This is a genomic window from Mycobacterium celatum, from assembly GCF_002101595.1.
Lineage (GTDB): Bacteria > Actinomycetota > Actinomycetes > Mycobacteriales > Mycobacteriaceae > Mycobacterium > Mycobacterium celatum.
The window spans coordinates 70,109-95,061 of record NZ_LQOM01000031.1 but is presented as its reverse complement, the minus strand read 5'-3'; the positions used below and the strand labels follow the sequence as shown (position 1 = coordinate 95,061).

Genomic DNA, 24,953 nt, shown 5'->3' with positions numbered 1-24,953 from the left:
CTCCCACCGCCACGCCGCTCGATCAGGCAAGATGGGCGGCATGGACACTGGAGTGACCTCACCCCGGGTTTTGGTGGTCGACGACGACTCCGACGTGCTCGCATCGCTGGAGCGCGGGCTGCGGCTGTCCGGATTCGAGGTGTCGACCGCAGTCGACGGCGCCGAGGCGCTGCGCAGTGCCACCGAGACCCGGCCGGACGCGATTGTGCTCGACATCAACATGCCCGTGCTGGACGGCGTCAGCGTGGTCACCGCGCTGCGCGCGATGGACAACGACGTGCCGGTCTGCGTGCTGTCGGCGCGCAGCTCGGTCGACGACCGGGTGATGGGCCTGGAGGCCGGCGCCGACGACTACCTGGTCAAGCCGTTCGTGCTGGCCGAGCTGGTGGCGCGGGTCAAGGCGCTGCTGCGTCGCCGCGGATCCACTGCGACGTCGTCGTCGGAAACCATCACGGTCGGCCCGCTGGAGGTCGATATCCCGGGCCGACGCGCCCGGGTCAACGGGGTGGACGTCGACCTGACCAAGCGGGAGTTCGACCTGCTCGCGGTGCTGGCCGAGCACAAGACCGCGGTGCTGTCCCGCGCGCAGCTGCTGGAGCTGGTCTGGGGCTACGACTTCGCCGCCGACACCAACGTCGTCGACGTGTTCATCGGCTACCTGCGGCGCAAGCTGGAGGCCAACGGCGCGCCGCGGCTGCTGCACACCGTGCGAGGAGTGGGATTCGTGCTGCGCATGCAGTAGCACCGCGACCATGAACGTCTTGTCCCGGATCCTGACCCGTACGCCCTCGCTGCGTACCCGGGTGGTGATCGCGACGGCGATCGGCGCGGCCATTCCGGTGCTCATCGTGGGTGCCGTCGTGTGGTTCGGGATCACCGGCGACAGCAAGGAGCGCCTGGACCGCCGCCTCGACGAGGCTGCGGGGTTCGCGATCCCGTTCCTGCCGCGCGGCCTGGACGAGATTCCGCGATCGCCCAACGACCAGGACACCGTCATCACCGTGCGCCGCGGCAACCAGGTCACGTCCAACTCGACGGTGGTGTTGCCGGAGCTGCCCGCGGGCTACGACGACACCTACGTCAACGGGGTGCGCTACCGGGTGCGCACGGTGGAAATCCCGGCGCCGCAGGCCACGTCGGTGGAAGTCGGGGCGACCTACGATGACACCATCGCCCGGACCAACAACCGGCACCGCCGGGTCATCATCATCTGTGGCCTGGCGATCGGCGCCTCGGCCGTATTCGCTTGGCTGCTGGCAGCTTTCGCGGTGCGACCGTTCAAGCGGCTGGCCCAGCAGACCCGCTCGATCGACGCCGGCGACGAGGCGCCGCAGGTGGCAATCCGCGGCGCCACCGAGGCCGTGGAGATCGCCGAGGCGATGCGAGGCATGCTGCAACGCATTTGGAAGGAGCAGGAACGCACCAAGGAGGCGCTCGCGTCGGCGCGTGACTTCGCGTCGGTGTCGGCGCATGAGCTGCGAACGCCGCTGACCGCAATGCGCACCAACCTCGAAGTGCTGACCACCCTGGACCTTCCGGACGACCAGCGCAAAGAAGTGCTCAACGACGTGGTCCGCACCCAGACACGTATCGAGGCCACGCTGTCGGCGCTGGAGCGACTGGCGCAGGGTGAGCTGTCGACCTCCGACGACCACGTGCCGGTAGACATCACCGAACTTCTCGACCGCGCCGCGCACGACGCCATGCGGGTCTACCCCGACCTCGACGTCTCGCTTGTGCCGTCACCGACGTGCATCATCGTGGGGCTGCCGGCCGGGTTGCGTCTCGCGGTCGACAACGCCATCGCCAACGCTGTCAAGCACGGCGGCGCGACCCGGGTTCAGCTGTCCGCGGTCAGTTCCCGTGAGGGCGTGGAAATCGCCATCGACGACAACGGCAGCGGCGTTCCCGAGCAGGAGCGCCACGTGGTGTTCGAGCGGTTCTCCCGCGGGTCGACGGCCTCGCATTCCGGCTCGGGTCTGGGGCTGGCGTTGGTGGCCCAGCAGGCCCAATTGCACGGCGGGACAGCGTCATTGGACGACAGCCCGCTGGGCGGGGTGCGGCTGCTCCTGCGCCTGCCGCCGCCGACTTAGGATGCGTCGTCGCTCTTCTCGGAGGTCTGCGAGTTCGAAGCGCTCACCGGCACTTCGCGTTTCACCCGCCGCACCATCAGCGCGAAGGTCAGCACCAATCCGAGCACAAAGGACAGCACCATCAGCCACCAGTTCGGGTCGTGCATCAGCGCGCTCCCATCTCACGCGAGCCGGGCAGGTCCGCCAGGGCTTCCTCTTCGCTTGTGCGCCGAATCGATGCGACGGTGATCGCCCACGCCACCGCCGAGCCCACCACGAACGCCAGGAGATACCACAGCCATTGGATGACGAAGTCCATGTCGGATCCTCCTTATCTGCCGTGGCCGCCGGGAGCAGGAGCCGGGGCCGGCGATCCGGTCGGCGTGATGGGGCCGCTCACCTCGATCTGGTTGTCGATATTCAGGTTGGGCCAGGCGTCGTCGGCGGCCTGCAGGACGGCGTCGGCCTGAGCCATCGATGCGGCAGTGCCGGTCAGCGTGATGGTGTCGCCAGCGACGGAGAGGCCGAAATCAGGAATCGATGCCGCGGCGTTGAAAACCGGTCCGGCATCGGAGAAGTCGAGCGCGTTGATGTCCGGGTTGATTCCGAGGTTGTCGATGACGTTGGCTTCTGAGCCAACCGATGCGATCACCGCGTCGAGCAAAGCCCTCTTGGCTTTTTCATCGGGAAAGTCGCCGCGCAGCGTAATGTCCTTGCCGTTGCGGGTGATTGACACCGGAGCCAACGATATCGGCGGAATGGTCGGCGCCGGTGGCGAAGCACCCGCCGACGTGGGCGGGGCCAGCGTCGGCAATGCGCCGGTGGGTCCGTTGACCTGCGAGCGGGTGCGTTCCGACAAGCCGTAGCCGATTGCGCCCAGCAGCAGCGGAATTACCACCAGGGCGATCAGCCAGGGCACACCGAGGGGTCGTCGGTAAAACTTGGCGGCTCGCCGCCACTGCGTGGTTTCGGCTGCTTCGTCGGAATCCGCCATAGGCCCTCCGTCATCGAGTTCGTGCCACCGCGCGATTTGAAGCCTAGGGCAGCAGGCTACCGAGTGGCGAGCAGATCGATGACGAAGATCAGCGTCTTGCCTGACAGTTGGTGGCCCGAACCGGCCGGCCCGTAGGCCTGTGCGGGCGGGATCACCAGTTGCCGCCGACCGCCCACCTTCATTCCGGGAATGCCGTCCTGCCAGCCCTGGATGAGGCCGCGCAGCGGAAACTCGATGGATTCGCCGCGGCTCCACGAGCTGTCGAACTCTTCGCCGGTGTCGTACTCCACGCCGACGTAGTGGACCTCGACGGTGCCGCCCGGCACGGCTTCGGGGCCGTCGCCGATCACCAGGTCTTGGATGACGAGCTGTGTGGGAGCCGGGCCGGTCGGGAAGTCGATCTCTGGTTTCTGCGTCACCGGGCCCACCCTACTGATGGGTGCACACTGGAGGCGTTGCAGCGGACAGAAACCCGACCAGGTCGAGAGCTGAGCCACGACGCGATTGTCGTCGGCGGCGGCCACAACGGCCTGGTCGCGGCGGCGTATCTGGCCCGGGCCGGGCTGCGGGTGCGGCTGCTGGAGCGGCTCGGGCAGGTCGGCGGGGCTGCCGTGTCGGCGCAGCTCTTCGACGGTGTGGACGCCCGGCTGTCGCGATACGCCTACCTGGTCGGCCTGCTGCCGCCGCGCATCGTCGACGACCTGGGCGCCGCGGTGCGATTGGCGCCGCGCCGCTATTCGTCGTATCCCGAGGTCGGCGAGGCCGCCGATGTCCGTGAGTTCTATCGCCGCTGCCGCCCGGTGACGCAGCGGCTCTGGCCGACTCTGCTGGAGCCGCTGCGCACCCGGGAGGCGGCCCGCCGTCTGGTTGCCCGCGATCCCGACGCGTCCGCAGCCTGGCAGGCGATGATCGAGCAGCCGATCGGTCACGCGATCGTCGACGGACTGAGCGGCGACCTGGTGCGCGGGCTGGTCGCCACCGACGCACTGATCGGCACCTTCGCCCGGCTCGACGACCCGTCGCTGCAGCAGAACGTCTGCTTTCTCTATCACCTGCTGGGTGGCCAGTGGCGGGTCCCGGTCGGCGGGATGGGTGCGGTGACGGCGGCGCTTGCCACGGCGGCGGCAGATCACGGCGCCGAGATCGTCACGGGCGCAGACGTTTACGTGGTGGATCCGGACGGCGAGGTGCGGTATCGCCGCGGCGACGACGAGTGCGTGGTCCACGGCCGCGTCGTGCTGGTCGGCGTCGCTCCGGCGGTGCTGGCCGACCTGCTCGGCGAGCCACAGCCGGCAAGCAACTCCGGCGCGCAGGTCAAGGTCAACATGCTGGTGCGACGGCTGCCGAGGCTGCGCGACGACACCGCGACACCCGAGCAGGCGTTCACCGGCACGCTGCACGTCAACGAGGCCTGGACGCAACTGGACACGGCCTATTCGCAAGCGGCCGCGGGACGGTTACCTGATCCGCTGCCGTGTGAGGTCTATTGCCATTCGCTGACCGACCCCACCATCTTGTCGCCGGCGCTGCGCGACTCCGGCGCTCACACCCTGACCGTGTTCGGCCTGCACACGCCGCACGGGCTGCGTGGCGACCTCACCGGGGCAGTCCTGGCGTCGCTGAATTCCGTTCTGGCCGAACCTATTCAGGAGGTGTTGATGAACGACGCCAACGGCCGGCCGTGCATCGAAACGCTCACCACGCACGATCTCGAACAAAGCCTGAACATGCCCGGCGGCAACATCTTTCACGGCGGATTGAGCTGGCCGTTCGCCGACGACGACGACCCGCTGGACACCCCGGCGCGGCAATGGGGTGTGGCCACCGCGCATCCGCGGATCCTGCTGTGCGGCTCGGGTGCGCGCCGCGGCGGGGCGGTGTCGGGCATCGGCGGGCACAACGCCGCGATGGCCGTCCTTAACTTGCACCGAGTGTGGACTTAATGCACGCCCCACGCGAATTTGCGTGGCACAAGGCCACACTCGACGATTACCGCGAATCGATGGTGGCGTAGTTGCGCTCGGTGTAGCCGGTGTAAATCTGGCGGGGCCGCCCGATCTTGGAATCGCCCTCGTCGTGCATTTCCCGCCAGTGGGCAATCCATCCGGGCAGCCGACCCAATGCGAACAGCACGGTGAACATCCGGGTCGGGAAGCCCAGCGCCCGGTAGATCAGGCCGGTGTAGAAGTCGACGTTGGGGTAGAGCTTGCGCTCGACGAAGTAGTCGTCGGTCAGGGCCGCCTCTTCGAGTTCCTTGGCGATTTTCAGCAGGTCGTCGTCGCCGCCCAGCTTGGCGAGGATCTTGTCGGCCTGCTCCTTGACGATGCGCGCCCGCGGGTCGTAGTTCTTGTAGACCCGGTGGCCGAAGCCCATCAGCTTGACGCCTTCTTCGCGGTTCTTGACCTTGCGGACGAACTCGCGGACGTCGCCGCCGCTCTCCCGGATCTGCTCGAGCATCTCCAGCACCGCCTGGTTGGCGCCGCCGTGCAGCGGTCCCCACAGCGCGTTGATGCCCCCGGAGATCGAGGTGAACAGGTTGGCCCGCGACGAACCGACCAGCCGCACGGTCGACGTGGAACAGTTCTGCTCGTGGTCGGCGTGCAGGATGAACAGCATGTCGAGCGCCCGTACTACCTCGGGGTCGGGCTGGTAGGGCTCGGCAGGCAGGCCGAACGTCATCCTCAGGAAGTTCTCCACCAGCGTCAGCGAGTTGTCCGGGTACAGGAACGGCTGACCGACCGATTTCTTGTAGGCGTAGGCGGCGATGGTCGGCAGCTTGGCCAGCAGCCGGATCGTGGACAGCTCGACCTGGTCGTTGTCCATCGGGTCCAGCGAATCCTGGTAGTAGGCGCTCAAAGCGTTGGCCACGCTGGACAGCACCGGCATCGGGTGGGCGTTGCGCGGAAAGCCGTCGAAGAACCGCTTGAGGTCCTCGTGCAGCATCGTGTGCCGCTGGATTTGCCGGGTGAACTCGACGAGCTGGTCCTTGCTCGGCAGCTCGCCGTAGATCAGCAGGTAGCTGACCTCGAGGAACGTCGACTTCTCGGCCAGCTGCTCGATCGGGTAGCCGCGGTAACGCAGGATGCCGGCGTCGCCGTCGATGTAGGTGATGGCGCTCTTGGTCGACGCGGTGTTCATGAAGCCGCTGTCAAAGGTGGTGTATCCGGTCTTGGAGAGCAGCGAGCCCAGGGCGATCCCGTCGGCTCCCTCGCTGGCGTGGACGATCTCCAGGTCCAACTCACCACCCGGGTATTTCAGAGTGGCGGTGTCGTCGGTTGCGGCCACAAGAACCCCTTTGCGCTCTGCTGATGCTGCTAGGTTGCGTATAGCTGAAGGTAGTCGCTATCGCGGCGGCGCGCCTGACCGGGGTGCTGGCCAGCGGTAGCGGACGAACGCCGGCGCGGCCAGCGCGGCGATCACCATCCCGACGACCACCAGCGCGCCGCCGCCGGCCGCCGCGGCCGTCGTCCCGACCACCGCCGCGGCGGCACCGTGCACGGCGTCGCCCAGCCGGGGCCCGCCCGCGACGACCACCACGAACACCCCCTGCAGCCGCCCACGCAGCTCGTCGGAGGCGGCCTCCTGCAAAATCGTCTGCCGCAGGGACGCGGAAGCTGTGTCGGCGACACCGCCCAGCGCCATGAACGCCAGCGCCGCGGCCAGCAACGCCATCGTCGTGCCGCCCTCGACCGGGCCGCCGAAGCTCTCGTGCGCCATCTGCGGGAACAACGCCCGCGGCATGCCCAGCACCATCGCGATCAGGTCGACCACGAACGACATCAGCACCACGGTGTTGCCGGCCAGGTAGCGGAAACCGTCCAGTACCGCCGCCACACCCCAGCCCGGCGACCCCTCGGCCTGCCGGGTCACAGGCATGGATGCCAGCCGAAACGTCGCCCAGATCGGCGCCAAACAGGTCAGCGCGTCGATCAGGTACAGCGTCGACAAGTCGACCCAGTGCAGCATCACCCCGGCCACTAGCGGCCCCACGATCGCGCCGAAACCCGTCACGGTCTATGTTCAGCGCGTTAGCGGCGGGCAGCTGGTGGCCCGGCAGCATCCGCGGGATCGCCGCCGAGCGGGTGGGCGAGTTGATCGCGTAGAACGCCTGTTGCACCGCCAGCAGGCACAGCACCACCCACACGTCGTCGAGCGACAGCGCGGCCTGCAACCACAGCAGCAGCGACGCGACGGCCAGCCCGCACGAGGCGACGATCAGCAAAATCCGCCGGTCCATGGCGTCGGCCCAAGCACCGCCCAGCAGACCGAACACGATCAACGGCACCAACGCGAAGATGCCGGAAAGCCCGACGTAGGCGGAGTTCTGGGTGAGCGCGTAGAGCTGGACCGGGACGGCGAAGATCGTCAGGTTGGCGCCGACGACCGTGACGATGCCGGCCAGCCACAGCCGCCGGAAGTCGCTGTTGTGCAGCGGCGTGGTATCCGCAACCAGTCTCACAGCGGCCCGGCGCCTGCCGCGAGCGTGCGCAGTTGTACGCATGTGCGCGGCGTGTCGCGTACAAACACGCACGCTCGCGCCGGGGGTGCTCTCAAGGCTGCAGGCGCTCGACGCGATCGCCGATGACGCGAATCCTGTTGTGTACCCGGTTTTCCCGGCCCTGCCAGAATTCGACGACCTCGGGTGCGATGCGATAGCCGCCCCAGTTCGGCGGGACCGGAATGTGTTCGGTGTCGGCGAAGCGGGCGGTCACCTCGGCGAGTTGCTCGAGCAACGCCGCGCGCGACGCGATCGGCTGTGACTGGCGCGACGCCCATGCCCCCAGCTGCGAGCCGCGGGGACGTTTGGACCAGTAGTCCTGCGTTTCGGCGGGATCGACCTTGGTCACCGGCCCCCGGATGTGGAATTGCCGGCCCAGCAGATACCACGGAAAGGTCGCCGAAGCATACGGGGTGGCGGCCAACTCCGCGCCCTTGGCCGAGTCGTAGTTGGTGTAGAAGGAGATTCCGCGCTCGTCGATGCTCTTGCACAGCACCGAGCGGCTGACCGGCTTCCCGGCATCGACGGTGGCCAGCACAAAGGCGTTGGGCTCGGCGACACCGGCATCCTCGGCGTCGCGAAGCCACTTGCGCAGCAACGCAACCCAGCCATCCGCCAACCAGCCGACGTCGAGGTCGGGGCTGCCGTCCTTCTCGACCGAGCCGTACTCCACGCGCATCCTCGCCAGGTGCTCGTTGTCTGGTCTCACCACCGCGCCAACGCTACTACCGGCGGGCGGACCTTCGTTACCGACCGGTAGCGACCGGCCCGGACCGGCGTGCGAGAATCCACCTATGACTGTGATCCCGGACAATATCCCGGAGAATTTCGTCTCCGGCCTCGACGGAGTGGTGGCCTTCACCACCGAGATTGCCGAGCCGGACAAGGACGGCGGCGCGCTGCGCTACCGCGGGGTGGACATTGAAGATTTGGTGAGCCGGCGGGTCACTTTCGGCGACGCGTGGGCTTTGCTGGTCGACGGCAAGTTCGGCCATGGGCTGCCGCCGGCCGAGCCGTTCCCGCTGCCGATCCACAGCGGCGACGTGCGGGTCGACGTGCAGGCGGGTCTGGCGATGCTGGCGCCGATCTGGGGTTATGCGCCGCTGCTCGACATCGACGATTCCACCGCCCGCGAGCAACTGGCCCGGGCGTCGGTGATGGCGCTCTCCTACGTTGCCCAGTCCGCCCGCGGCATCTACCAGCCGGCGGTGCCCCAGCGGATCATCGACGAATGTCCCACTGTCACAGCGCGTTTCATGACCCGCTGGCAGGGTGAACCGGATCCACGCCACATCGAGGCCGTTGACGCGTACTGGGTTTCGGCCGCCGAGCACGGGATGAACGCCTCGACGTTCACCGCGCGGGTGATCGCGTCGACCGGCGCCGACGTGGCGGCGGCATTGTCCGGGGCGATCGGGGCCATGAGCGGCCCACTGCACGGTGGTGCGCCCGCGCGGGTGCTGCCGATGCTCGAAGAGGTCGAGCGCACCGGCGACGCGCGCGGTCTGGTCAAGGGCATCCTGGACCGGGGCGAGAAGCTGATGGGCTTCGGGCACCGCGTCTATCGCGCCGAGGACCCGCGGGCGCGGGTGCTGCGGGCGACGGCCCAGCGGCTGGGGGCGCCGCGCTATGAGGTGGCTCAGGCTCTGGAGCAGGCTGCGCTGACCGAACTTCGGGAGCGACGCCCGGATCGCGCCATCGAGACCAACGTCGAGTTCTGGGCCGCGGTGATCCTGGACTTCGCGCGGGTGCCCGCCAAGATGATGCCGGCGATGTTCACCTGCGGTCGCACCGCCGGCTGGTGCGCGCACATTCTCGAGCAGAAGAAGCTGGGCAAGTTGGTGCGCCCGTCGGCCATCTACGTCGGCCCCGAGCCGCGCAGCCCGGAATCAGTCGAGGGGTGGGACCAAGTTCGCACCGGCTGACGATGAGTTCTTGTCGCCCGGGTGGTCTATAACGGGTATCGCACCTACGACCCCCAGGAGGCCACCATGGCGATCGCCGTCGAACCCGCACTGTCCCCGCACCTCGTCGTCGACGATGCCGCTGCCGCAATTGACTTCTACACCAAGGCGTTTGACGCCGTCGAGCTCGGACGCCTGCCCCGCCCCGACGGCAAACTGGTCCACGCCGCACTCCGCATCAACGGCTTTGTGGTGATGCTCGCCGACGACTTCCCGGAAATGAGCGGCGGCAAGTCGATGACCCCGAAGTCACTCGGCGGGACGCCCGTCACCATCCACCTGACGGTGACCGATGTCGACGCCAAGTTCCAGCGTGCGCTCGACGCAGGCGCCACCGTGGTCATGCCATTGGAGGACCAGTTCTGGGGCGACCGCTACGGCGCGGTCGAGGATCCGTTCGGTCAGCGCTGGTCGCTGGGTCAGCCGGTGCGCGAGGTCAGCATGGACGAGATCGCCGCGGCGATGGGCCAGCAGTCCGGCTAGCGCGTCGGATAACAGGAGATGCCAGCCTCAGTTGACCAGCAGACCCCGTGGCCGTCGAGTGAGTCGACGAAATGCCGCACCGGTGGTTTGTTCGGGTCTGGATGCTTCGCCATCAACCCGATGAAGAGACCGGCGGCCAGGATGGATAGACAGATCCAGAACGTGGAAATCCGTCTGCCGCGTAGCTTTACGATCGGCTCGGACTGAGTCTCTTGCTGCGGCGGTGGTGTGTTTTGCGGATACGGCGGGTAATTGGCCATGCCGGACAGCATGGCACACAACGAGTTACGGTTATCGTCCCCGCACCGCAGCCAGGAATCGCCGATGCAGCGGTACCGGGGGCGCACTCGCCGCCACCGCGAGCATCTCGGCGACCGAGGTGAACTTGTCGCGGGGCCGTTCGTCGGCGCTGCCTCGTGCCTTCTCGGCGGCATCGATGGCATGCCATCCGGCAGCGTCGACGACGTCGGGCTGACGGGCGTGCACCAACCTGGCCAGCGCACGCGGTCCGGCCACGGGGTCCGACAGCAAGCCCTTGTTGAAGTCGGCGACCAATGCCTGCACGGTTTGCAGCGAGCAGGACTTGTTGGTGCCGATGAATCCCGTCGGACCCCGCTTGATCCACCCCGCGACGTACGCGCCCGTCACCGGCTGGCCGGTGTCGGGGTCGACGACGCGGCCGCCGTCGTTAGGTACCACTCCGGCGCTGTCGTCGAACGGCAGATCGGCAATGCGCTTGCCGCGGTAGCCGATTGAAGTCAGCACCAAGCCGGCGTCGAGCCGGCGCACGTGGCCGGTCCCGGTGACGGCAAACTCGATCCCGGTGACGCGATCCTGGCCGAGGACACGGGCCGGTGTCAGCTGGAAGGCCAGCCGGATGCGCGGCCGTCGCGCCGGAACCGAGGCCTGCCCGAGTTTGCTGAGGATTTCCAGCTTCTGCCGGGTCAGCGTATCGGTGGCGGTGGCCAGGTCGCGCCGCACCAGCTCGTGGTCTTCGGCGTCGAGCACCACGTCGGCGGCGGTGGTCAGTCCGATCAGCTCGGGCAGCGTGAACGCCGAGTGCGCCGGACCGCGCCGGGCGGCGATCACCACCTCCTGGACCCGCGACCCGCGCAGCACTTCCAGCGCGTGATCGGAGATGTCGGTGCGGGCCAGCTCATCGGGGTCGGCGGTGAGCACCCGGGCCACATCGAGCGCGACGTTGCCGTTGCCGATGATCACGACCCGCTCGTGGCCGAGATCTATTGGCAGATCATCGAATTCGGGGTGACCGTTGTACCACGCGACCACCTCGGTAGCGGTGGCCGTACCGGGCACGCCCATTCCCTCGATGTCGAGCCGCCGGTCGTTGGGTGCGCCGCTGGCATACACCACGGCGTGATGGTGCGCCAGCAGATCGGCGTGACTCAGATGCTTGCCGACCTCGACGTTGAGAAAGAACTGGAAACCCCGCCGAGCGGCAATCTTGTCGAACAGCCTGGTGACCCGCTTGGTGCTCTGGTGGTCGGGCGCCACGCCCGCACGCACCAATCCGTAAGGCGTCGGCAGCTTTTCGAACATGTTGACCCGCACCCGGGGCTGGATGAGCAACTCGTCGGCGGCATACATCGCCGCGGGCCCGGAGCCGACGATCGCAACCGTCAGCGGGTGCCCGTCCTGGCGCACCTCCGCGGCCGGAATCACCGGCGCCAGCTTCGAGGTCGGCGGCAGCTTGACGTCGGCCGGCCGCTCCGGATAGAACGACGCGTTGATCTCGACGAACGGCAAATGCTTTGCGTCCAACCGGGTGTCGGGCGCGATAGCGCCGACCGGGCACGCACTCACACACGCGCCGCAATCCACACACGCATCCGGGTCGATGTAGAGCATCTCGGAGGTGGCGAACCCGGGCTCGTCCGGTGTGGGGTGAATGCAGTTCACCGGACAAGCGAAAACACAGGACCCGTCGTTACAGCACGACTGGGTGATGACGTGCGGCATGGACCCCTCTAGGCGACCGCGGACAGATGCTGGCGCTGCGGCTCGCTGCGGTACCGCGACGGCTTGCCGTTGATCTTGCAGATCCGCCACATGAGCTTGGCAACGGGATTCATCAGGCCGGTGTCGTGGCAGAGCATCCGCACGTCGCCGAACATGTCGCGCAGCATTTGGCGCGACTCCGGCGAACGGAAGAACACGTCCTTGCGCACCTCGCGCGGGATGTCGAACTCACGCCAGAAAGCCTTGGGCGGCACCACGATTGCCGAGCAGAGGATCCGCATGGTGAGCGGCACGTACAGCGACAGCCAGAACCGCTTGCGGCGCGGCAGGTGCGGCACTCGCTTGCGCAGGTACTCGTGGGCGAACGAGATGTGGCGGGCTTCCTCGGCCACGTGGATGGCCATCACCCGTTCCATGATCGGGTGCAATTCCTTGCCCTCACGCAGGATGTTCTTCTGCGTGTGGTCGATGGGCTCCTCACCGGCGAGGATGCCGAACCAGAACGGAATCGGCAGCGGCCCGGCAACCAATGGGATCAGCGGTTGGACCCACTTCAGCAGCCGCGGCATGCCGGGCACGTCGGCGCCGATGTGGTTCACCATCTCCTGGAACATCATCGTGTGGTTGCACTCTTCGACCGCCTCGTGCAGGCAGTAGCGGTACTCCGGTGAGCCGTTGGGCACCCAGAACGCGTATTCCATCAGGCCGCGAATCAGGATCGATTCGAAGTGCAGGCCGACCTTGGCCACGTTCGCCTGGCGCCACATGCCGATCTTGATCTGGCGCTCTTCAGGCTGCGCCTTGTACCAAGGGTGACGGCCCAGCGGGTCGGTGGCCGGCAGCTTCCAGCGCGGGTCGTTCTCGGTGACCGCGAACTCGGGCGCCTTCCAATCGATGTCCGTGTACGGGTTGAAGTTGCGCCGCACAGACCCCTCGGACAGCGTCTGCAACATCTGGACGTACTCTGTGTCGTCTTGTACTTCCATGTTGCGGCGCCAGCGCTGCACGATTTTCGTCCGAGCCATTGAAGCCTCCCGATGAGGTTTACATTTGGACGTGTTATGTACACAGTACCGCAGGTATCGGCAACTTTCCATACCCAATGCGAGAACTGTGGCGCAGCCGGGATCGACGCCCTTGATGTGGTTTAGGTCACACTACCGGGATCACTAGCCTGGTCACCATGGCTGAGACGCTCACGATCCCCGACGGCATCAAACCCCGCGACGGCCGCTTCGGATCGGGGCCGTCCAAAGTTCGGCCCGAACAGCTGCAGACCCTCGCGACCAGCGCCGCCGGGCTGTTCGGCACGTCCCATCGGCAAGCGCCGGTCAAAGACCTGGTCGGCCGGGTGCGCACCGGATTGCGCGACTTCTTCTCGGTGCCCGACGGCTACGAGGTCATCCTGGGCAACGGCGGTGCGACGGCGTTCTGGGACGCTGCGGCGTTCGGGCTGATCGACAAGCGGTCGCTGCACCTGTCCTACGGCGAGTTCAGCTCGAAATTCGCCAGCGCGGTCACCAAGAACCCGTTCGTCGACGAACCGATCGTCGTCAAAGCCGAGCCGGGCAGCGCCCCCGAGCCGCAGAGCGACCCGTCCGTCGACGTCATCGCGTGGGCGCACAACGAGACCTCGACCGGGGTGGCGGTCCCGGTGCAGCGTCCCGCCGACTCCGGCGACGCGCTGGTCGTCATCGACGCAACCTCCGGCGCCGGCGGGCTGCCGGTCGACATCACCGAGACCGACGCCTACTACTTCGCGCCGCAGAAGAACTTCGCCAGCGACGGCGGCCTGTGGCTGGCGATCCTGAGCCCGGCGGCGCTGGCGCGCATCGAGGCCATCGCCGGGTCCGGCCGCTGGGTGCCCGACTTTCTGTCGCTGCCGATCGCGGTGGAGAACAGCTGCAAGAACCAGACCTACAACACCCCGGCGATCGGCACGCTCGTGCTGCTGGCCGAGCAGATCGACTGGCTGCTGAGCAACGGCGGGCTGGACTGGGCGGTCAAGCGCACCGCGGACTCGTCGCAGCGGCTGTACCGGTGGGCGCAGGAGCGGCCCTACACCACTCCCTTTGTTGCCGAGCCGCGGCTGCGCTCCCAGGTCGTGGGCACCATCGACTTCAGCGATGCCGTAGACGCTGGGGCTGTTGCCGCGATTTTGCGCGCCAACGGGATCGTCGACACCGAGCCGTACCGCAAACTCGGTCGCAACCAGTTGCGCGTCGCGATGTTCCCCGCGGTGGAGCCCGACGACGTCAGCGCGCTCACCGAGTGCGTCGACTGGGTGGTCGAACGCCTCTGAGCTGGGCGGCGTGTCAGCGCCGTTAAGGCTGTTCGCTGCATTAGAGTGCGCATCTGACAGGCCCCGAGGAGGTCGCGATGCGGGAACTCAAGGTCGTCGGTCTCGACGTCGATGGCAAACACATCATCTGCGAAAGTGACGACCCGGCCGAGAAGTTCAAGCTGCGGGCCGACGACCGGCTGCGCGCCGCGGTACGCGGCGACGGCGCACGGGTGGCACAAACCCAGATCGACTACGAGGTCCCCAGCATGCTGCGTCCCAAAGACATTCAGGCCCGCATCCGCGCCGGCGCGTCCGTCGAACAGGTCGCCGAAGCGGCCGGGGTGGATATCGAACGCGTCCAGCGATTCGCCCACCCGGTGCTGCTGGAGCGATCCCGCGCTGCGGAGCTGGCAACGGCCGCGCATCCGGTGCTCGCGGACGGGCCCGCGGTGCTTACGCTGCTGGAGACGGTCACCACCGCGCTGGTTGCTCGCGGCCTGAACCCCGACAACACCACGTGGGACGCCTGGCGCAACGAGGACGGACGCTGGACGGTGCAGCTGGGCTGGAAGGCCGGTCGCTCGGATAACGTCGCGCATTTCCGCTTCGTCCCGGGCGCGCACGGCGGCACGGTCACCGCCGTCGACGACGCAGCCAGCGAGCTGATCGACCCCGACTTCGATCGTCCGCTGCGGCCGCTGGCCCCGGTGGCCCAGCTGGACTTCGACGAACCCGAGCCCTCGCCCGTGGAAGAAACCGCACCCGAACCGCAGCACGAGCCGACGCGTGCTCGTCGCCGCAAGCCGCCCGTGCCGGCGTGGGAGGACGTGCTGCTCGGCGTCCGCTCCGGCGGGCAGCGCTAGCCGACGCCGACCATCGCCAGCGTGAGCAGCGCCAGCCACGCGCCCGTCACGCCCACGCCCGCACCCAGCACGAACCAGCGCAACACCGGCGTGTGCCGCCACCCCCACAACGTCGGCGCCAATCCCCCGGCCGCAACCACATTGAGTCCCACGGCCAGCAACGGGTGCACGCGCTCCAGGCCCAGACTGAGCACCACGATCGCGACGGCAGTGACCGCGGCGACAAACGCGGCCACGGTCAAACCCGTTGCCCAGGGCGTGGATTCGTCGGTCACGAGCTGAGCCTAACGCGCTCGTAGAACGCCAGCGCCGCGGCGGTGGCGACGTTGAGCGAGTCGGTGCCACGCGACATCGGGATACGCACCCGCATGTCGCTCGCCCGCATCGCGGCACGGCTCAGGCCCGGACCTTCGGCGCCCACCAAAACCGCCACCGGCTCGTCGCCCACCGTCGACATCGCCGCCGACAGCGCCATGGCATCGTGGCTGGGCGTCATCGCTATCAGGCGAAAACCGCTGTCTCGCAACAACTTCAAGTCGCCAGGCCAGTTTGTCGCACGGGCATATGGCACCAGCAGCGCGTGGCCCATCGACACCCGCACCGCACGCCGGTAGAGCGGATCGGCGCAGCCGCTGCCGAACACCACCGCATCGACACCGAGACCGGCGGCGTTGCGGAAGATCGACCCCAGGTTCTCGTGGTCGTTGACGCCTTCGAGCACCGCGACCGTGCGGGCGCCGTCGAGCACGTCGGCCACACTCGGTTCGGGGACCCGGCGCGCCGCGGCCAGCACGCCGCGGTTGAGGTGAAACCCGACCACCCGGGCCATCACGTCGGCGGAGACCCGGTAATACGGTGCGTCGCAGCCCGCCAGGTCGGCCCGCAGTTCGGCGAGCCTGCGGTCGGTGCCCAACAACGCCAGCGGCGTGAACCGCGACGCCAGCATGCGCTGCACCACGAGCACGCCCTCGGCGATCACCAGCCCCTTGCCGGTCGGCAGATCCGGGCGGCGATCGACGCTGTTCAGATCGCGGAAGTTGTCCAGCCGCGGATCGTCGGGATCGCTGACGTCGCAGACAGCGCTCACGGGGTTTCGTCGACGATGGCCAGCATCAGATCGGCTGCGTCGCGCAGGGTTTCGCGGTCGGCGCGACCCAGACCCGCCAGCCGCTGCGCCAGCCACTCCTGGCTGGCCCGGCGTTCGGCCTCCAGCAACTCGGTGCCGGCCTTGGAAACCGAGACCAGGACTTGGCGCCCGTCGTCGGGATGGGCAACCCGGTCCACGAAACCTAGTTCGGCCAACGACGCGATCACCCGGGTCATCGACGGCGGGCGTACCCGCTCCCGGATGGCCAGCGCGCCGGGCGTCATCGGTCCTTCTTTGGCCAACGTCGACAGCGCCGACAGCTGCGACAACGAAACCGGCGACTGCGGCCGCCGAAAACGCAGCTGCCGCGACAATCGCATGACCGCCAGCGACAGGTCGCTGGCCAGCCGCGTATCGCCGTCGGTCACAGCGCGAAGGTTACGACACAACCTCGCAGCGTCAACACCGAACCACCGAGTCACCGGTCATCGGTTAGCGTGATCTCGATGTCCGAGCCCGCCACCACACCCAACCCGCCGATGCTTCCGCCCGCGCTGCTGGAGGTGTGGCCGGTCGTCGGAGTCGGCGCGCTGGCCTGGCTGGGCGCGACGGTGGCCGCCTTCCTCGTGCCGGGCCTGGACGGTTGGCGGCCGGTGACGCTGGCCGGGCTGGGCGTCGGGCTGCTGGGTACCGGTATCTTCCTGTGGCAGCGCGACGCCGTCCGGCGCGGCGCACGCGGTGCGCAAACCGGTCTCGGACACTTGCGGACCACCAAGTAGGAGGGAACGGTCAATGGCAGCGCCGCTACTGCAAGCACAGGTCGACATCAACGCCCCGGTCGCCAAGGTGTGGGAGTTGGTGTCCGATGTCCGCCGGATGCCGCAGTGGAGCCCACAGTGCCGGTGGATGAAGCCGCTCGGTCCGGTGCGGCAAGGCACCCGCACGCTCAACCTGAACCGCCGCAACTTTCTGTTCTGGCCGACAACATGCACGCTCACCGAGGTCATTCCCGAGCAGAAACTGGCGTTCAAGGTCAACGCCAACGGCACCATCTGGAGCTACGAGCTGCAGCCGATCCCGGAGGGCACCCGGCTAATCGAAAGCCGGCACGCCGAGAACGGCGTCAAACCCATCTCGACGATGACGGTGAACGCGCTGTTGGGCGGCGTGGACAGCTTCGAGCGGGAACTGGTCGACGGCATGAACACCTCACTGGCCAAGATCAAAGCCGCCGCCGAAAACAGCTAGCCGTCCTCGGGTTTCTCGACCAGGTCGAGCACCCCGTCGTCGTAGGGGTCATACATCGGCGAACCGCTGCCCGCCGGGGCCGGGGTGTCCGAATGTGCGCCGCAGCCGTATTCGGAGTCGACGACATGTCCGTCGGCCGACATCTCGTTGCCGCACACCCCGAACATCACGCCCAGCGAGCCGGACAGCGGCAGGTAGAAACCGCAGTCGCGGCACACCCGTTTGGTCGACCGCGCCATCGACGAGCCGGGACCATAGTCGCCGTCGTGCCACCGCTGGGCGGCCTGGGCGCGGCCCCAGGAGCTCATCACCCGGCGCCGCCCGAGCCCGAGTTCGACGGCGACGTCGTCGACCTGCGGATCACCGCTTGCCAGGTAGCCGGGCACCAGGCGCGGATCGTCCGGTGGCGGCGCCAGTAGGTCGCCCGGGCTCAGGTCGCCGGGCCGGACCCGTTGGTCCCACGGCACCCATTCCGGCGCCAGCAGCGCCGTCGGCCCCGGAACCAGCACCACCTCGCTGACGGTCGCGTGATCAGCGCCCGGGTAGGCGGCCACCACGACGGCCCACTGCCATCCCTGGTAACCCGGCAGATGGGCCAGGAACCGGTGGGTGGCGGCGGTCGGATCCTCATAACCGACACCGAGGTAGTCGCCCACCGTGTCGGCGCCGCTGAATTCCGCGACGGCGGCGCGCGCCTGCTCGACGGCACCGGTGAGGATCGGCGCCAGGCCTTCCGCCCACTCGGCCGTGGTCACGCTGTCCGCTGTTTCCATACGCCTTCAATACTGCCGTAGCGGCCGGGTGGCCAGCCACACCGGTCGCCTGCGCGCTCGATTACCGACGATGGGTGAGAATTGATGCGTGTCCGGACGGCGGCGTGATCGACCCACCCAGCACCCCGGCATGGCCAACTATCCGGCCGACGAGCCGGGCTACCGCCGACGGTCGCCACGTGCTTCCATGCCCAGCGCCAACCGCTACCTGCCGCCGCTGCACCGTGAAGCTGAACCCGGCCCACGCCGCGAGCCGCCGCCCGCCGCGCGCGGCACCGAACGCATCACCGTCACCCGTGCGGCCGCGCAACGCAGCCGCGAAATGGGTTCGCGCATGTACGGGTTGGTGCATCGGGCCGCGACGGCAGACGGCGCCGACAAGTCTGGGCTCACCGCGCTGACCTGGCCGGTGGTGGCGAATTCGGCAGTCGACGCCGCGATGGCCGTGGCGTTGGCCAACACGCTGTTTTTCGCGGCGGCCACCGGCGAAAGCAAGGACCGGGTGGCGCTGTACCTGCTGATCACCATCGCGCCGTTCGCGGTGATCGCGCCGCTGATCGGTCCCGCGCTGGACCGGCTGCAGCACGGCCGGCGCGTCGCGCTGGCGCTCTCGTTCGTGCTGCGCACCGCGCTGGCCCTGGTGCTGATCGCCGACTACGACGGGGTGACCGGCAGCTTCCCGTCGTGGGTGCTCTACCCGTGCGCGCTGGCCATGATGGTGCTGTCGAAATCCTTTTCCGTATTGCGCAGCGCAGTGACCCCGCGGGTGATGCCGCCGACGATCGACCTGGTGCGAGTCAACTCGCGGCTGACCATGTTCGGTCTGCTGGGCGGCACCATCGCCGGCGGCGCCGTCGCCAGCGGCGTCGAATACGTCTGCACCCATCTGTTCGAGCTGCCGGGCGCGCTGTTCGTGATCGTCGCGGCCACGCTGGCCGGCGCGTGGCTGTCGATGCGTATTCCGCGCTGGGTCGAGGTTACCGCGGGTGAGGTCCCTACCACGCTGAGCTATCGCCGCCACAGCGACGCGCTTCGGCAACCCTTGGGCCGCAACATCATTACCTCGCTGTGGGGTAATTGCACGATCAAGGTCATGGTAGGGTTCCTGTTCTTGTATCCGGCGTTCGTCGCCAAGGCGCACGACGCGAGCGGATGGGTGCAGCTGGGCATGCTGGGGCTGATCGGCGCGGCGGCAGCGGTGGGCAACTTCGTGGGCAACTTCGCCAGCGCGCGACTGCAACTGGGCAGGCCAGCCGTGCTGGTGGTGCGCTGCACCGTCGCGGTCACCGTCGCCGCGCTGGCCGGGGCGGTGGCCGGCACCCTGGTGGTTGCCGCCGTCGCCACCTTGATCACGTCGGGCGCCAGCGCGATCGCCAAGGCCGCACTGGACGCCTCGTTGCAGGACGACCTGCCGGAGGAGTCCCGGGCGTCGGCGTTCGGCCGTTCGGAATCGACGCTGCAATTGGCGTGGGTGCTCGGCGGCGCGCTGGGCGTGCTGGTGTACACCGAGCTGTGGATCGGGTTCACCGCCGTGAGCGCGCTGCTCATCCCGGGCCTGGCGCAGACGATCGTCAGCTTCCGCGGCGACTCGTTGATCCCCGGCTTCGGCGGCAACCGGCCGGTCATGGTCGAGGCGGAGGGTGCCCGGGCGATGGTGACGCCGCAGTGAAGCGTCCCGTCGTCGTGCTGCTCGCGGTCATGGTGGTTGCAGCGTCGGCGGCCGGCGGGGTCGGCGCGTGGCTTCTTGCGCGCGGGCATGGCCCCGCCCTGCCCGAAATCAGCGCGTATTCGCATCGCCACCTGACCCGGGTTGGGCCCTACCTGTATTGCGACGTGCTCGACCTCACCGATTGTCAGGCCCCGCACACACAGGGCGAGCTGCCGGTGAATTCCCGTGACCCCGTGCAGCTTTCGGTGCCGACGGCGGTCGGCCGGGCGCCGTGGCGGCTGCAGCGGTGGTATGAGCACGGCGCCACGGCAACCGTCTTCCGGCCGGGCACCCGGCTGGCGGTCACCATCCCCACCATCGACCCGCAGCGGGGGCGGTTGACCGGAATCGTCGTGCAGCTGATGACCCTGGTCGTCGACCCCGCCGGCGAGCTGCATGACGCCCCGCACGCCGAGTGGTCGGTGCGAATGATTTTCTAGCGCCGAACGTCGAGTTGTTGGGCGGAATCAGCGTCATCGTGCACAACAAGTCGACGCTCGGCCGCACGTGTCGGTGGCCATCGGCATCGTGTCCGCATGAGAATCCTGGACTGGCCCTTTAGAGGTACCGAAGCACTGGCCGCCGGACTCGTCACACCGCACCGGCTGCGCACCGAGTTCGAATGCGTCCACCGAAACGTATACGTCCCACGCGGGCAACCGCTCACCGCGGTAACCCGCGCGATCGCAGCTTGGCTGTGGTCAGGGCGGACGGCGACGGTGGCGGGACTTTCCGCTGCCGCTCTGTACCGCACCGCGTGGATCGACCCATGGCTGCCCGCCGAGCTCAACCGACGAAGTCGCGACAAGACCCCAGGAATCGTCTTACACAGCGACGCGCTGTGGGACGACGAAATCTGTCTGCGCGACGGTGTCCAAATGACATCACCGGCACGTACAGCATTTGACTTGGGGCGGCGAAAAGGCTTGACCACGGCGTTGATTCGGCTCGACGCACTCGCGCATGCGACCGGCGTAAAGGCAGCCGACATCGAGCTGTTGGCGGAGCGCCATCGCGGCGCCCGCGGGCTTGTCCAATTGCGCCGGGTCTTACCGATGGTCGACGGCGGCGCCGAATCACCCTACGAGACGAAGACTCGGTTGGTGATCATGGCAAGCGGATTGCCGCGGCCGCAGACCCAGATAGAGGTGCGAAACGATTGGGGCGCCGTCCTCGCCAGGATCGACATGGGTTGGGAGGAATGGAAGGTCGGCGTCGAATTCGATGGCGCACACCACTGGACCGATCCCGCGCAGCGGACGCGTGACATCGATCGACTCGCCGAACTCGAGCTCCGCGGGTGGACGATCATCCGGGTGAGCGCCGATCTGCTGCGTCACCGTCCGGAAGTCGTTATCGCGCGGATATGCTGGGCGCTACGCGCGGCCGGATGTCGTATTTGATCCATCGAACGTCGAGTTGTTGAAGGAAACATTTTCAGCACAACATGTCGACGCTCGGCGTTCAAAATTGAGCGGGCACCTCTTCGCCCTCGAGCGGCGGCCCGGGCGGAGTGCCGTCGCCAAATGGCCTGCCGCCCAGATCTTCCCGGCCGTGCGGGGTGAGCCAGTTGGTCAGGTCAGGCCCCTTCGGGACGATGCGGGTGGGATTGATGTCGGTGTGCACCATGTAGTAGTGCTGCTTGATCTGGACGAAGTCGACAGTGTCGCCGAAACCCGGCGTCTGGAACAGGTCGCGCGCATACGCCCACAGCACCGGCATCTCGGACAGCTTGGACCGATTGCATTTGAAATGCCCGTGATAGACCGGGTCGAAGCGGGCCAGCGTGGTGAACAGCCGCACGTCGGCCTCGGTGATGGTGTCGCCCACCAGGTATCGCTGTCGTGCCAGTCGATCGCTCACCCAGTCCAACGCGGTCAACAGCCGGTCGTAGGCCGCGTCGTAGGCCTGCTGTGAGCCAGCGAACCCGCACCGGTACACCCCGTTGTTGATCTCGGTGTAAATCCGTTGCGCCACTTCGTCGATCTCGGCGCGCAGCGGCTCCGGGTACAACTGCGGGGCGCCGTCACGGTGATAGGCCGCCCATTCGGTCGAGAAGTCCAAGGTGATCTGCGCGAAATCGTTGGTGACCACCGCGCCGGTCGGCACGTCGACGATCGCCGGGACGGTGATGCCCTTCGGGTAGTCGGGAAACCGTTTGAAGTAAGCGTCTTGCAGCCGCGGAATCTTGAGCACCGGGTCGACGCCACCGGGATCCAGGTCGAACGTCCAACTGCGCTCGTCGTGGGTGGGCCCGCAAAACCCAATGGAGATAACCTTTTCCAGCCCCAGCAGCCGCCGCACAATGATCGCGCGATTTGCCCACGGGCACGCCCGGGCGACGATCAGCCGGTAGCGGCCCGGCTCGACCGGGTAGCCATCCCGCCCGTCGGCGGTGATGCGGGTCGCAATGTAGTTGGTGTCGCGGGTGAACTCGCCGGAGTCGGCAACGTAAGCAGCACTCATGGTTGCGATACGGTCAGGAACCGCCGAGCCAGATTCTCCTCGGTCGACGGGCCCGGCTCCCAGTGCGCGATCCACGGCCCGGTGCCCTCGGACTGGTCGAGGACCCCCTCCTCCAGCCAGGTGTAGCGTCCGCCCAACACGTTTCGGGCCAGCTGCATGTCGGTGGCATCGGTGTTGGACCACAACGCGTGGAACAACGCCTCGACCCGCAGGGTGGACTGCTGGCAGAACGCGTCGGCCAACTCGTATGCCTGCTCACCTTCGGCCTGATTCGAAACCCGCTGCGCCTCAGCACGAACGCACGCGGCCGCCATAGCGAACAGCTCGGCACCGATGTCCACGACTCGACCCAGGAATCCCTGCTTCTGCTCAAGCGCGGCCTGCCAGCGCGCCATCCCGTAGAACGTGTTGCGGGCCAGCTTGCGTGACGAGCGCTCGACAAAGCGCATATGCGTTGCCAGCCTGCCGAAGTCGCGGTAGGTGGTCGGCAGCTGCCCTTCGCCGAAAACCAGCTGCGGCAACCATTTTGCGTAGAACCCGCTCGCCCCGGCGGCAGCCTTGGCCTTCTGCCGCATGTCGGCCTTGGGGTTGGCCAGATCGCCGGCGGCGGTCAGGTGCGCGTCGACGGCCTCCCGGGCGATCAGCAGCCGCATGATCTCGCTGGATCCTTCGAAGATTCGGTTGATCCGAAGATCGCGCACGATCTGCTCCACGGGCACGGCACGCTCACCACGAGCAGCCAGTGACTCGGCGCTCTCGTAGCCGCGGCCGCCGCGGATCTGCACCAGCTCGTCGGCGATCACGCAGGCCATTTCACTGGACCATAATTTGGCCAGGGCCGCCTCGATCCTGATGTCGTTGCGCCCTTCGTCGGCCATCTGGCCGGACAGTTCCAGCACTGCCTCCAGCGCGTACGTGGTCGCGGCGATGAACGCGATCTTGTCGGCCACCGCGGCGTGCTCGCCGACCGGCTTGCCCCACTGCACCCGCTCGCACGACCACTCCCGCGCGATCTTCAGCGACCACTTGGCGGCGCCGGTCGCCATCGCCGGGATGGACAATCGCCCGGCGTTCAGCGTTGTCAGGGCGATCTTCAGTCCATCGCCTTCCCGCCCGATCAGGTTTTCGCGCGGAACCCGGACCTTATGCAACCGGGTGACGCCGTTTTCGATGCCGCGCAACCCCATGAACTTGTTGCGCCGCTCGACGGTGATGCCGGGCGAATCCGCCTCGACCACGAACGCGCTGATGCCGCCGCGATGGCCCTCGCTCTTGGGCACGCGGGCCATCACCACCAGCAGATCGGCGACGACGCCGTTGGTGGTCCACAACTTCACCCCGTCGAGTTCGTAGGCTGCTCCGTCTTCGACCGGGATTGCCGTCGACGCCAGCCGTGCCGGGTCGGAACCGACATCCGGCTCCGTGAGCAGAAACGCCGAGATCGCCCCGGCCGCACACCGCGGCAAGAAATTGCGCTTCTGTTCCTCGGTCCCGGCCAGCTTGAGTGGTTCGGGCACCCCGATCGACTGATGCGCCGACAGCAGCGCACCGATGCTCGGATGCACGGACGCGGCCATCATCAACGCGCGGTTGTAGGCGACCTGCGACATGCCCAGTCCCCCATACTCGGACGGGATCTTCATGCCGAAACAGCCCAGGTCGGCGAAGCCTTTGACGTACTCGTCGGGAATCTGGGCGTCGCGCTCGATGACGGCGCCGTCGACAGTGCCCAGAAAGTCGCGCAGCTTGGCCAGGAATGCCTCGGTGCGGGCGGCCTCCTCGCCGGCCGGGCGGGGAAACGGATGAATGAGCTCCAACGGGAAGCGGCCCAGGAAGAGTTCCTTGGCGAATGACGGTTTATCCCAACCGCTTTCGCGCGACTCCTCGGCTACGGCCCTGGCCTGCTCCTCGGTGACCTGTATTTGCTGCGCCATCGGACACTCCCTGGTGTTGCGCCACTAGTTTACTCGTCAGTAACTAGTGTTGCCCGTGGCGCACTTCTCTACACCCGCTTTCGCGGAATGGCGGACGCCTAACGGTCAGCCATCAAGCTCGCGGGCGACGGCTCTGACCACCTCAGAGACCCGGCGGGCGGTCTTGCGGTCCGGGTAGCGGCCCTTGCGCAGTTCGGGCTGCACGGTGCTTTCCAGCAACGTGATCATGTCCTCGACCATGCCGTGCAGTTCGTCAGGGCTGTGCTTGTGTTCGGCGGGCCCTTCGCGGCGAGCACGGGACAGGCTCGGAGGCGGATCAATCAGCTTGAGGCTCAACGCCTGCGGTCCCCGGCGACCTGTGGCCACGCCGAACTCGACGCGCTGGCCCGCCTTGAGGCCCTCGACACCCTCAGGCAACGCCGAGGAGCGGACATAGACGTCCTCGCCGTCCTCCTGTGACAGGAAGCCGAACCCCTTCTCCGGGTCGTACCACTTCACCTTGCCGGTCGGCACTGGTCTCACCTGCTTGTCTGATGGATCCCTACACGACGAAGCGTCCCGCCAGCGCAGGACGCGATGACCGGTGATCCTACTCGGAT

28 protein-coding genes and 1 pseudogene are annotated in these 24,953 nt (G+C 67.7%); 12 read left to right on the top strand and 17 right to left on the bottom strand.

Annotated elements, in window-relative coordinates:
- Window positions 1-31 precede the first annotated feature (31 nt).
- Together prrA and AWB95_RS13865 are read left to right on the top strand one after the other, a co-directional pair.
- The gene (gene prrA / locus AWB95_RS13870) at window positions 32-742 is read left to right on the top strand and encodes a two-component system response regulator PrrA (protein ID WP_099539585.1); all 711 of its coding nucleotides are present in this window, start codon (window positions 32-34) and stop codon (window positions 740-742) included.
- Window positions 743-752: 10 nt separating this feature from the next.
- Window positions 753-2,093 carry a sensor histidine kinase gene (locus AWB95_RS13865; protein ID WP_062541150.1) on the top strand — a complete coding sequence of 447 codons (1,341 nt, stop codon included), beginning with the start codon at window positions 753-755 and terminating at the stop codon, window positions 2,091-2,093.
- Here AWB95_RS13865 and arfC read toward each other — a convergent pair.
- From arfC to AWB95_RS13855, 4 genes are read right to left on the bottom strand one after another with little or no spacing between them, the layout of a single operon-like run.
- Window positions 2,090-2,239 carry a channel accessory protein ArfC gene (gene arfC, locus AWB95_RS23300; RefSeq protein ID WP_157011619.1) on the bottom strand — a complete coding sequence of 50 codons (150 nt, stop codon included), beginning with the start codon at window positions 2,237-2,239 and terminating at the stop codon, window positions 2,090-2,092. The genes AWB95_RS13865 and arfC overlap by 4 nt on opposite strands.
- Window positions 2,239-2,391, bottom strand: a complete 153-nt coding sequence (gene arfB, locus AWB95_RS23295) for a channel accessory protein ArfB (protein ID WP_099539584.1) — start codon at window positions 2,389-2,391, stop codon at window positions 2,239-2,241. Before arfB ends, arfC begins: the two co-directional genes overlap by 1 nt.
- 12 nt (window positions 2,392-2,403) lie before the next feature.
- Window positions 2,404-3,066, bottom strand: a complete 663-nt coding sequence (gene arfA, locus AWB95_RS13860; RefSeq protein WP_062541151.1) for a channel-forming protein ArfA/OmpATb — start codon at window positions 3,064-3,066, stop codon at window positions 2,404-2,406.
- A 56-nt stretch (window positions 3,067-3,122) separates the two neighbouring features.
- Window positions 3,123-3,485 (bottom strand): FKBP-type peptidyl-prolyl cis-trans isomerase, encoded by a 363-nt coding sequence (locus AWB95_RS13855; protein ID WP_062541154.1) that lies wholly within the window; start codon window positions 3,483-3,485, stop codon window positions 3,123-3,125.
- 69 nt (window positions 3,486-3,554) lie between these two features.
- On the opposite strand from AWB95_RS13855, the gene AWB95_RS13850 reads away from it, so the two are divergent.
- On the top strand, window positions 3,555-5,009 hold the full coding sequence (locus AWB95_RS13850) for a phytoene desaturase family protein (RefSeq protein WP_373280801.1): 1,455 nt from the start codon (window positions 3,555-3,557) through the stop codon (window positions 5,007-5,009).
- Between the two features lie 46 nt (window positions 5,010-5,055).
- On the opposite strand, the gene AWB95_RS13845 is transcribed toward AWB95_RS13850, so the two are convergent.
- From AWB95_RS13845 to pdxH, 3 genes and pseudogenes are all read right to left on the bottom strand, one after another.
- Window positions 5,056-6,351: a citrate synthase gene (locus AWB95_RS13845; RefSeq protein ID WP_062541152.1), complete on the bottom strand. Its 1,296-nt coding sequence runs from the start codon at window positions 6,349-6,351 to the stop codon at window positions 5,056-5,058.
- A 57-nt stretch (window positions 6,352-6,408) separates the two neighbouring features.
- Window positions 6,409-7,459: pseudogene (locus AWB95_RS13840) on the bottom strand (MFS transporter).
- A 157-nt stretch (window positions 7,460-7,616) separates the two neighbouring features.
- On the bottom strand, window positions 7,617-8,276 hold the full coding sequence (gene pdxH / locus AWB95_RS13835; RefSeq protein ID WP_169714682.1) for a pyridoxamine 5'-phosphate oxidase: 660 nt from the start codon (window positions 8,274-8,276) through the stop codon (window positions 7,617-7,619).
- An 82-nt stretch (window positions 8,277-8,358) separates the two neighbouring features.
- Between pdxH and AWB95_RS13830 the strand changes: the two genes are divergently transcribed.
- A complete protein-coding gene (locus tag AWB95_RS13830) occupies window positions 8,359-9,489 on the top strand; it encodes a citrate synthase 2 (protein ID WP_062538877.1) in 1,131 nt (376 codons plus the stop codon).
- A 66-nt stretch (window positions 9,490-9,555) separates the two neighbouring features.
- Entirely contained in the window at window positions 9,556-10,011 is a 456-nt protein-coding gene (locus AWB95_RS13825; protein WP_062538895.1) for a VOC family protein, read from the top strand.
- On the opposite strand, the gene AWB95_RS13820 is transcribed toward AWB95_RS13825, so the two are convergent.
- The 3 genes from AWB95_RS13820 to AWB95_RS13810 are packed head-to-tail and all read right to left on the bottom strand — an operon-like array spanning window position 10,008 to window position 13,016.
- Window positions 10,008-10,271: a hypothetical protein gene (locus tag AWB95_RS13820; RefSeq protein WP_139818499.1), complete on the bottom strand. Its 264-nt coding sequence runs from the start codon at window positions 10,269-10,271 to the stop codon at window positions 10,008-10,010. The genes AWB95_RS13825 and AWB95_RS13820 overlap by 4 nt on opposite strands.
- Window positions 10,272-10,302: 31 nt before the next feature.
- Complete coding sequence (locus tag AWB95_RS13815; RefSeq protein ID WP_062538879.1) at window positions 10,303-11,991, bottom strand: FAD-dependent oxidoreductase; 1,689 nt, start codon at window positions 11,989-11,991, stop codon at window positions 10,303-10,305.
- An 8-nt stretch (window positions 11,992-11,999) separates the two neighbouring features.
- Window positions 12,000-13,016, bottom strand: a complete 1,017-nt coding sequence (locus tag AWB95_RS13810) for an AurF N-oxygenase family protein (RefSeq protein ID WP_062538880.1) — start codon at window positions 13,014-13,016, stop codon at window positions 12,000-12,002.
- 158 nt (window positions 13,017-13,174) lie between these two features.
- On the opposite strand from AWB95_RS13810, the gene serC reads away from it, so the two are divergent.
- The gene (gene serC / locus AWB95_RS13805; RefSeq protein ID WP_062538881.1) at window positions 13,175-14,293 is read left to right on the top strand and encodes a phosphoserine transaminase; all 1,119 of its coding nucleotides are present in this window, start codon (window positions 13,175-13,177) and stop codon (window positions 14,291-14,293) included.
- Between the two features lie 77 nt (window positions 14,294-14,370).
- Window positions 14,371-15,138, top strand: a complete 768-nt coding sequence (sepH, locus tag AWB95_RS13800) for a septation protein SepH (RefSeq protein ID WP_062538882.1) — start codon at window positions 14,371-14,373, stop codon at window positions 15,136-15,138.
- On the opposite strand, the gene AWB95_RS13795 is transcribed toward sepH, so the two are convergent.
- Genes AWB95_RS13795 through AWB95_RS13785 form a run of 3 tightly spaced genes read right to left on the bottom strand, consistent with a single transcriptional unit; the run spans window position 15,135 to window position 16,653 of the window.
- Window positions 15,135-15,413 (bottom strand): DUF2537 domain-containing protein, encoded by a 279-nt coding sequence (locus AWB95_RS13795; protein ID WP_062538883.1) that lies wholly within the window; start codon window positions 15,411-15,413, stop codon window positions 15,135-15,137. The genes sepH and AWB95_RS13795 overlap by 4 nt on opposite strands.
- Complete coding sequence (locus AWB95_RS13790) at window positions 15,410-16,225, bottom strand: TrmH family RNA methyltransferase (RefSeq protein ID WP_062538884.1); 816 nt, start codon at window positions 16,223-16,225, stop codon at window positions 15,410-15,412. Before AWB95_RS13790 ends, AWB95_RS13795 begins: the two co-directional genes overlap by 4 nt.
- A complete protein-coding gene (locus AWB95_RS13785) occupies window positions 16,222-16,653 on the bottom strand; it encodes an Rv0880 family HTH-type transcriptional regulator (RefSeq protein WP_062538885.1) in 432 nt (143 codons plus the stop codon). The genes AWB95_RS13790 and AWB95_RS13785 overlap by 4 nt, the downstream gene beginning before the upstream one ends.
- 78 nt (window positions 16,654-16,731) lie before the next feature.
- Here AWB95_RS13785 and AWB95_RS13780 point away from each other — a divergent pair, with 78 nt between their 5' ends.
- Together AWB95_RS13780 and AWB95_RS13775 are read left to right on the top strand one after the other, a co-directional pair.
- Window positions 16,732-17,004, top strand: a complete 273-nt coding sequence (locus AWB95_RS13780) for a DUF2530 domain-containing protein (protein WP_062538896.1) — start codon at window positions 16,732-16,734, stop codon at window positions 17,002-17,004.
- A gap of 13 nt (window positions 17,005-17,017) precedes the next feature.
- Window positions 17,018-17,473: an SRPBCC family protein gene (locus tag AWB95_RS13775; protein ID WP_062538886.1), complete on the top strand. Its 456-nt coding sequence runs from the start codon at window positions 17,018-17,020 to the stop codon at window positions 17,471-17,473.
- On the opposite strand, the gene AWB95_RS13770 is transcribed toward AWB95_RS13775, so the two are convergent.
- Complete coding sequence (locus AWB95_RS13770) at window positions 17,470-18,246, bottom strand: DUF3027 domain-containing protein (protein ID WP_062538887.1); 777 nt, start codon at window positions 18,244-18,246, stop codon at window positions 17,470-17,472. The two genes, AWB95_RS13775 and AWB95_RS13770, sit on opposite strands and share 4 nt — an antisense overlap.
- 130 nt (window positions 18,247-18,376) lie before the next feature.
- Between AWB95_RS13770 and AWB95_RS13765 the strand changes: the two genes are divergently transcribed.
- The 3 genes from AWB95_RS13765 (at window position 18,377) to AWB95_RS13755 (ending at window position 21,357) form a co-directional block, all read left to right on the top strand.
- Entirely contained in the window at window positions 18,377-19,915 is a 1,539-nt protein-coding gene (locus AWB95_RS13765; RefSeq protein WP_062538888.1) for an MFS transporter, read from the top strand.
- Window positions 19,912-20,394, top strand: coding sequence for a DUF2771 domain-containing protein (locus AWB95_RS13760; protein WP_085168323.1), 483 nt, complete (start codon window positions 19,912-19,914; stop codon window positions 20,392-20,394). The genes AWB95_RS13765 and AWB95_RS13760 overlap by 4 nt, the downstream gene beginning before the upstream one ends.
- 96 nt (window positions 20,395-20,490) lie before the next feature.
- On the top strand, window positions 20,491-21,357 hold the full coding sequence (locus AWB95_RS13755) for a DUF559 domain-containing protein (protein ID WP_062538889.1): 867 nt from the start codon (window positions 20,491-20,493) through the stop codon (window positions 21,355-21,357).
- 61 nt (window positions 21,358-21,418) lie between these two features.
- On the opposite strand, the gene AWB95_RS13750 is transcribed toward AWB95_RS13755, so the two are convergent.
- The 3 genes from AWB95_RS13750 to AWB95_RS13740 form a co-directional block, all read right to left on the bottom strand.
- Entirely contained in the window at window positions 21,419-22,420 is a 1,002-nt protein-coding gene (locus tag AWB95_RS13750; protein WP_062538890.1) for a glutathione S-transferase family protein, read from the bottom strand.
- Window positions 22,417-24,354 (bottom strand): acyl-CoA dehydrogenase family protein, encoded by a 1,938-nt coding sequence (locus tag AWB95_RS13745; RefSeq protein WP_062538891.1) that lies wholly within the window; start codon window positions 24,352-24,354, stop codon window positions 22,417-22,419. Before AWB95_RS13745 ends, AWB95_RS13750 begins: the two co-directional genes overlap by 4 nt.
- Window positions 24,355-24,459: 105 nt before the next feature.
- Window positions 24,460-24,867, bottom strand: a complete 408-nt coding sequence (locus tag AWB95_RS13740) for a cold-shock protein (protein ID WP_062538892.1) — start codon at window positions 24,865-24,867, stop codon at window positions 24,460-24,462.
- Window positions 24,868-24,953 lie beyond the last annotated feature (86 nt).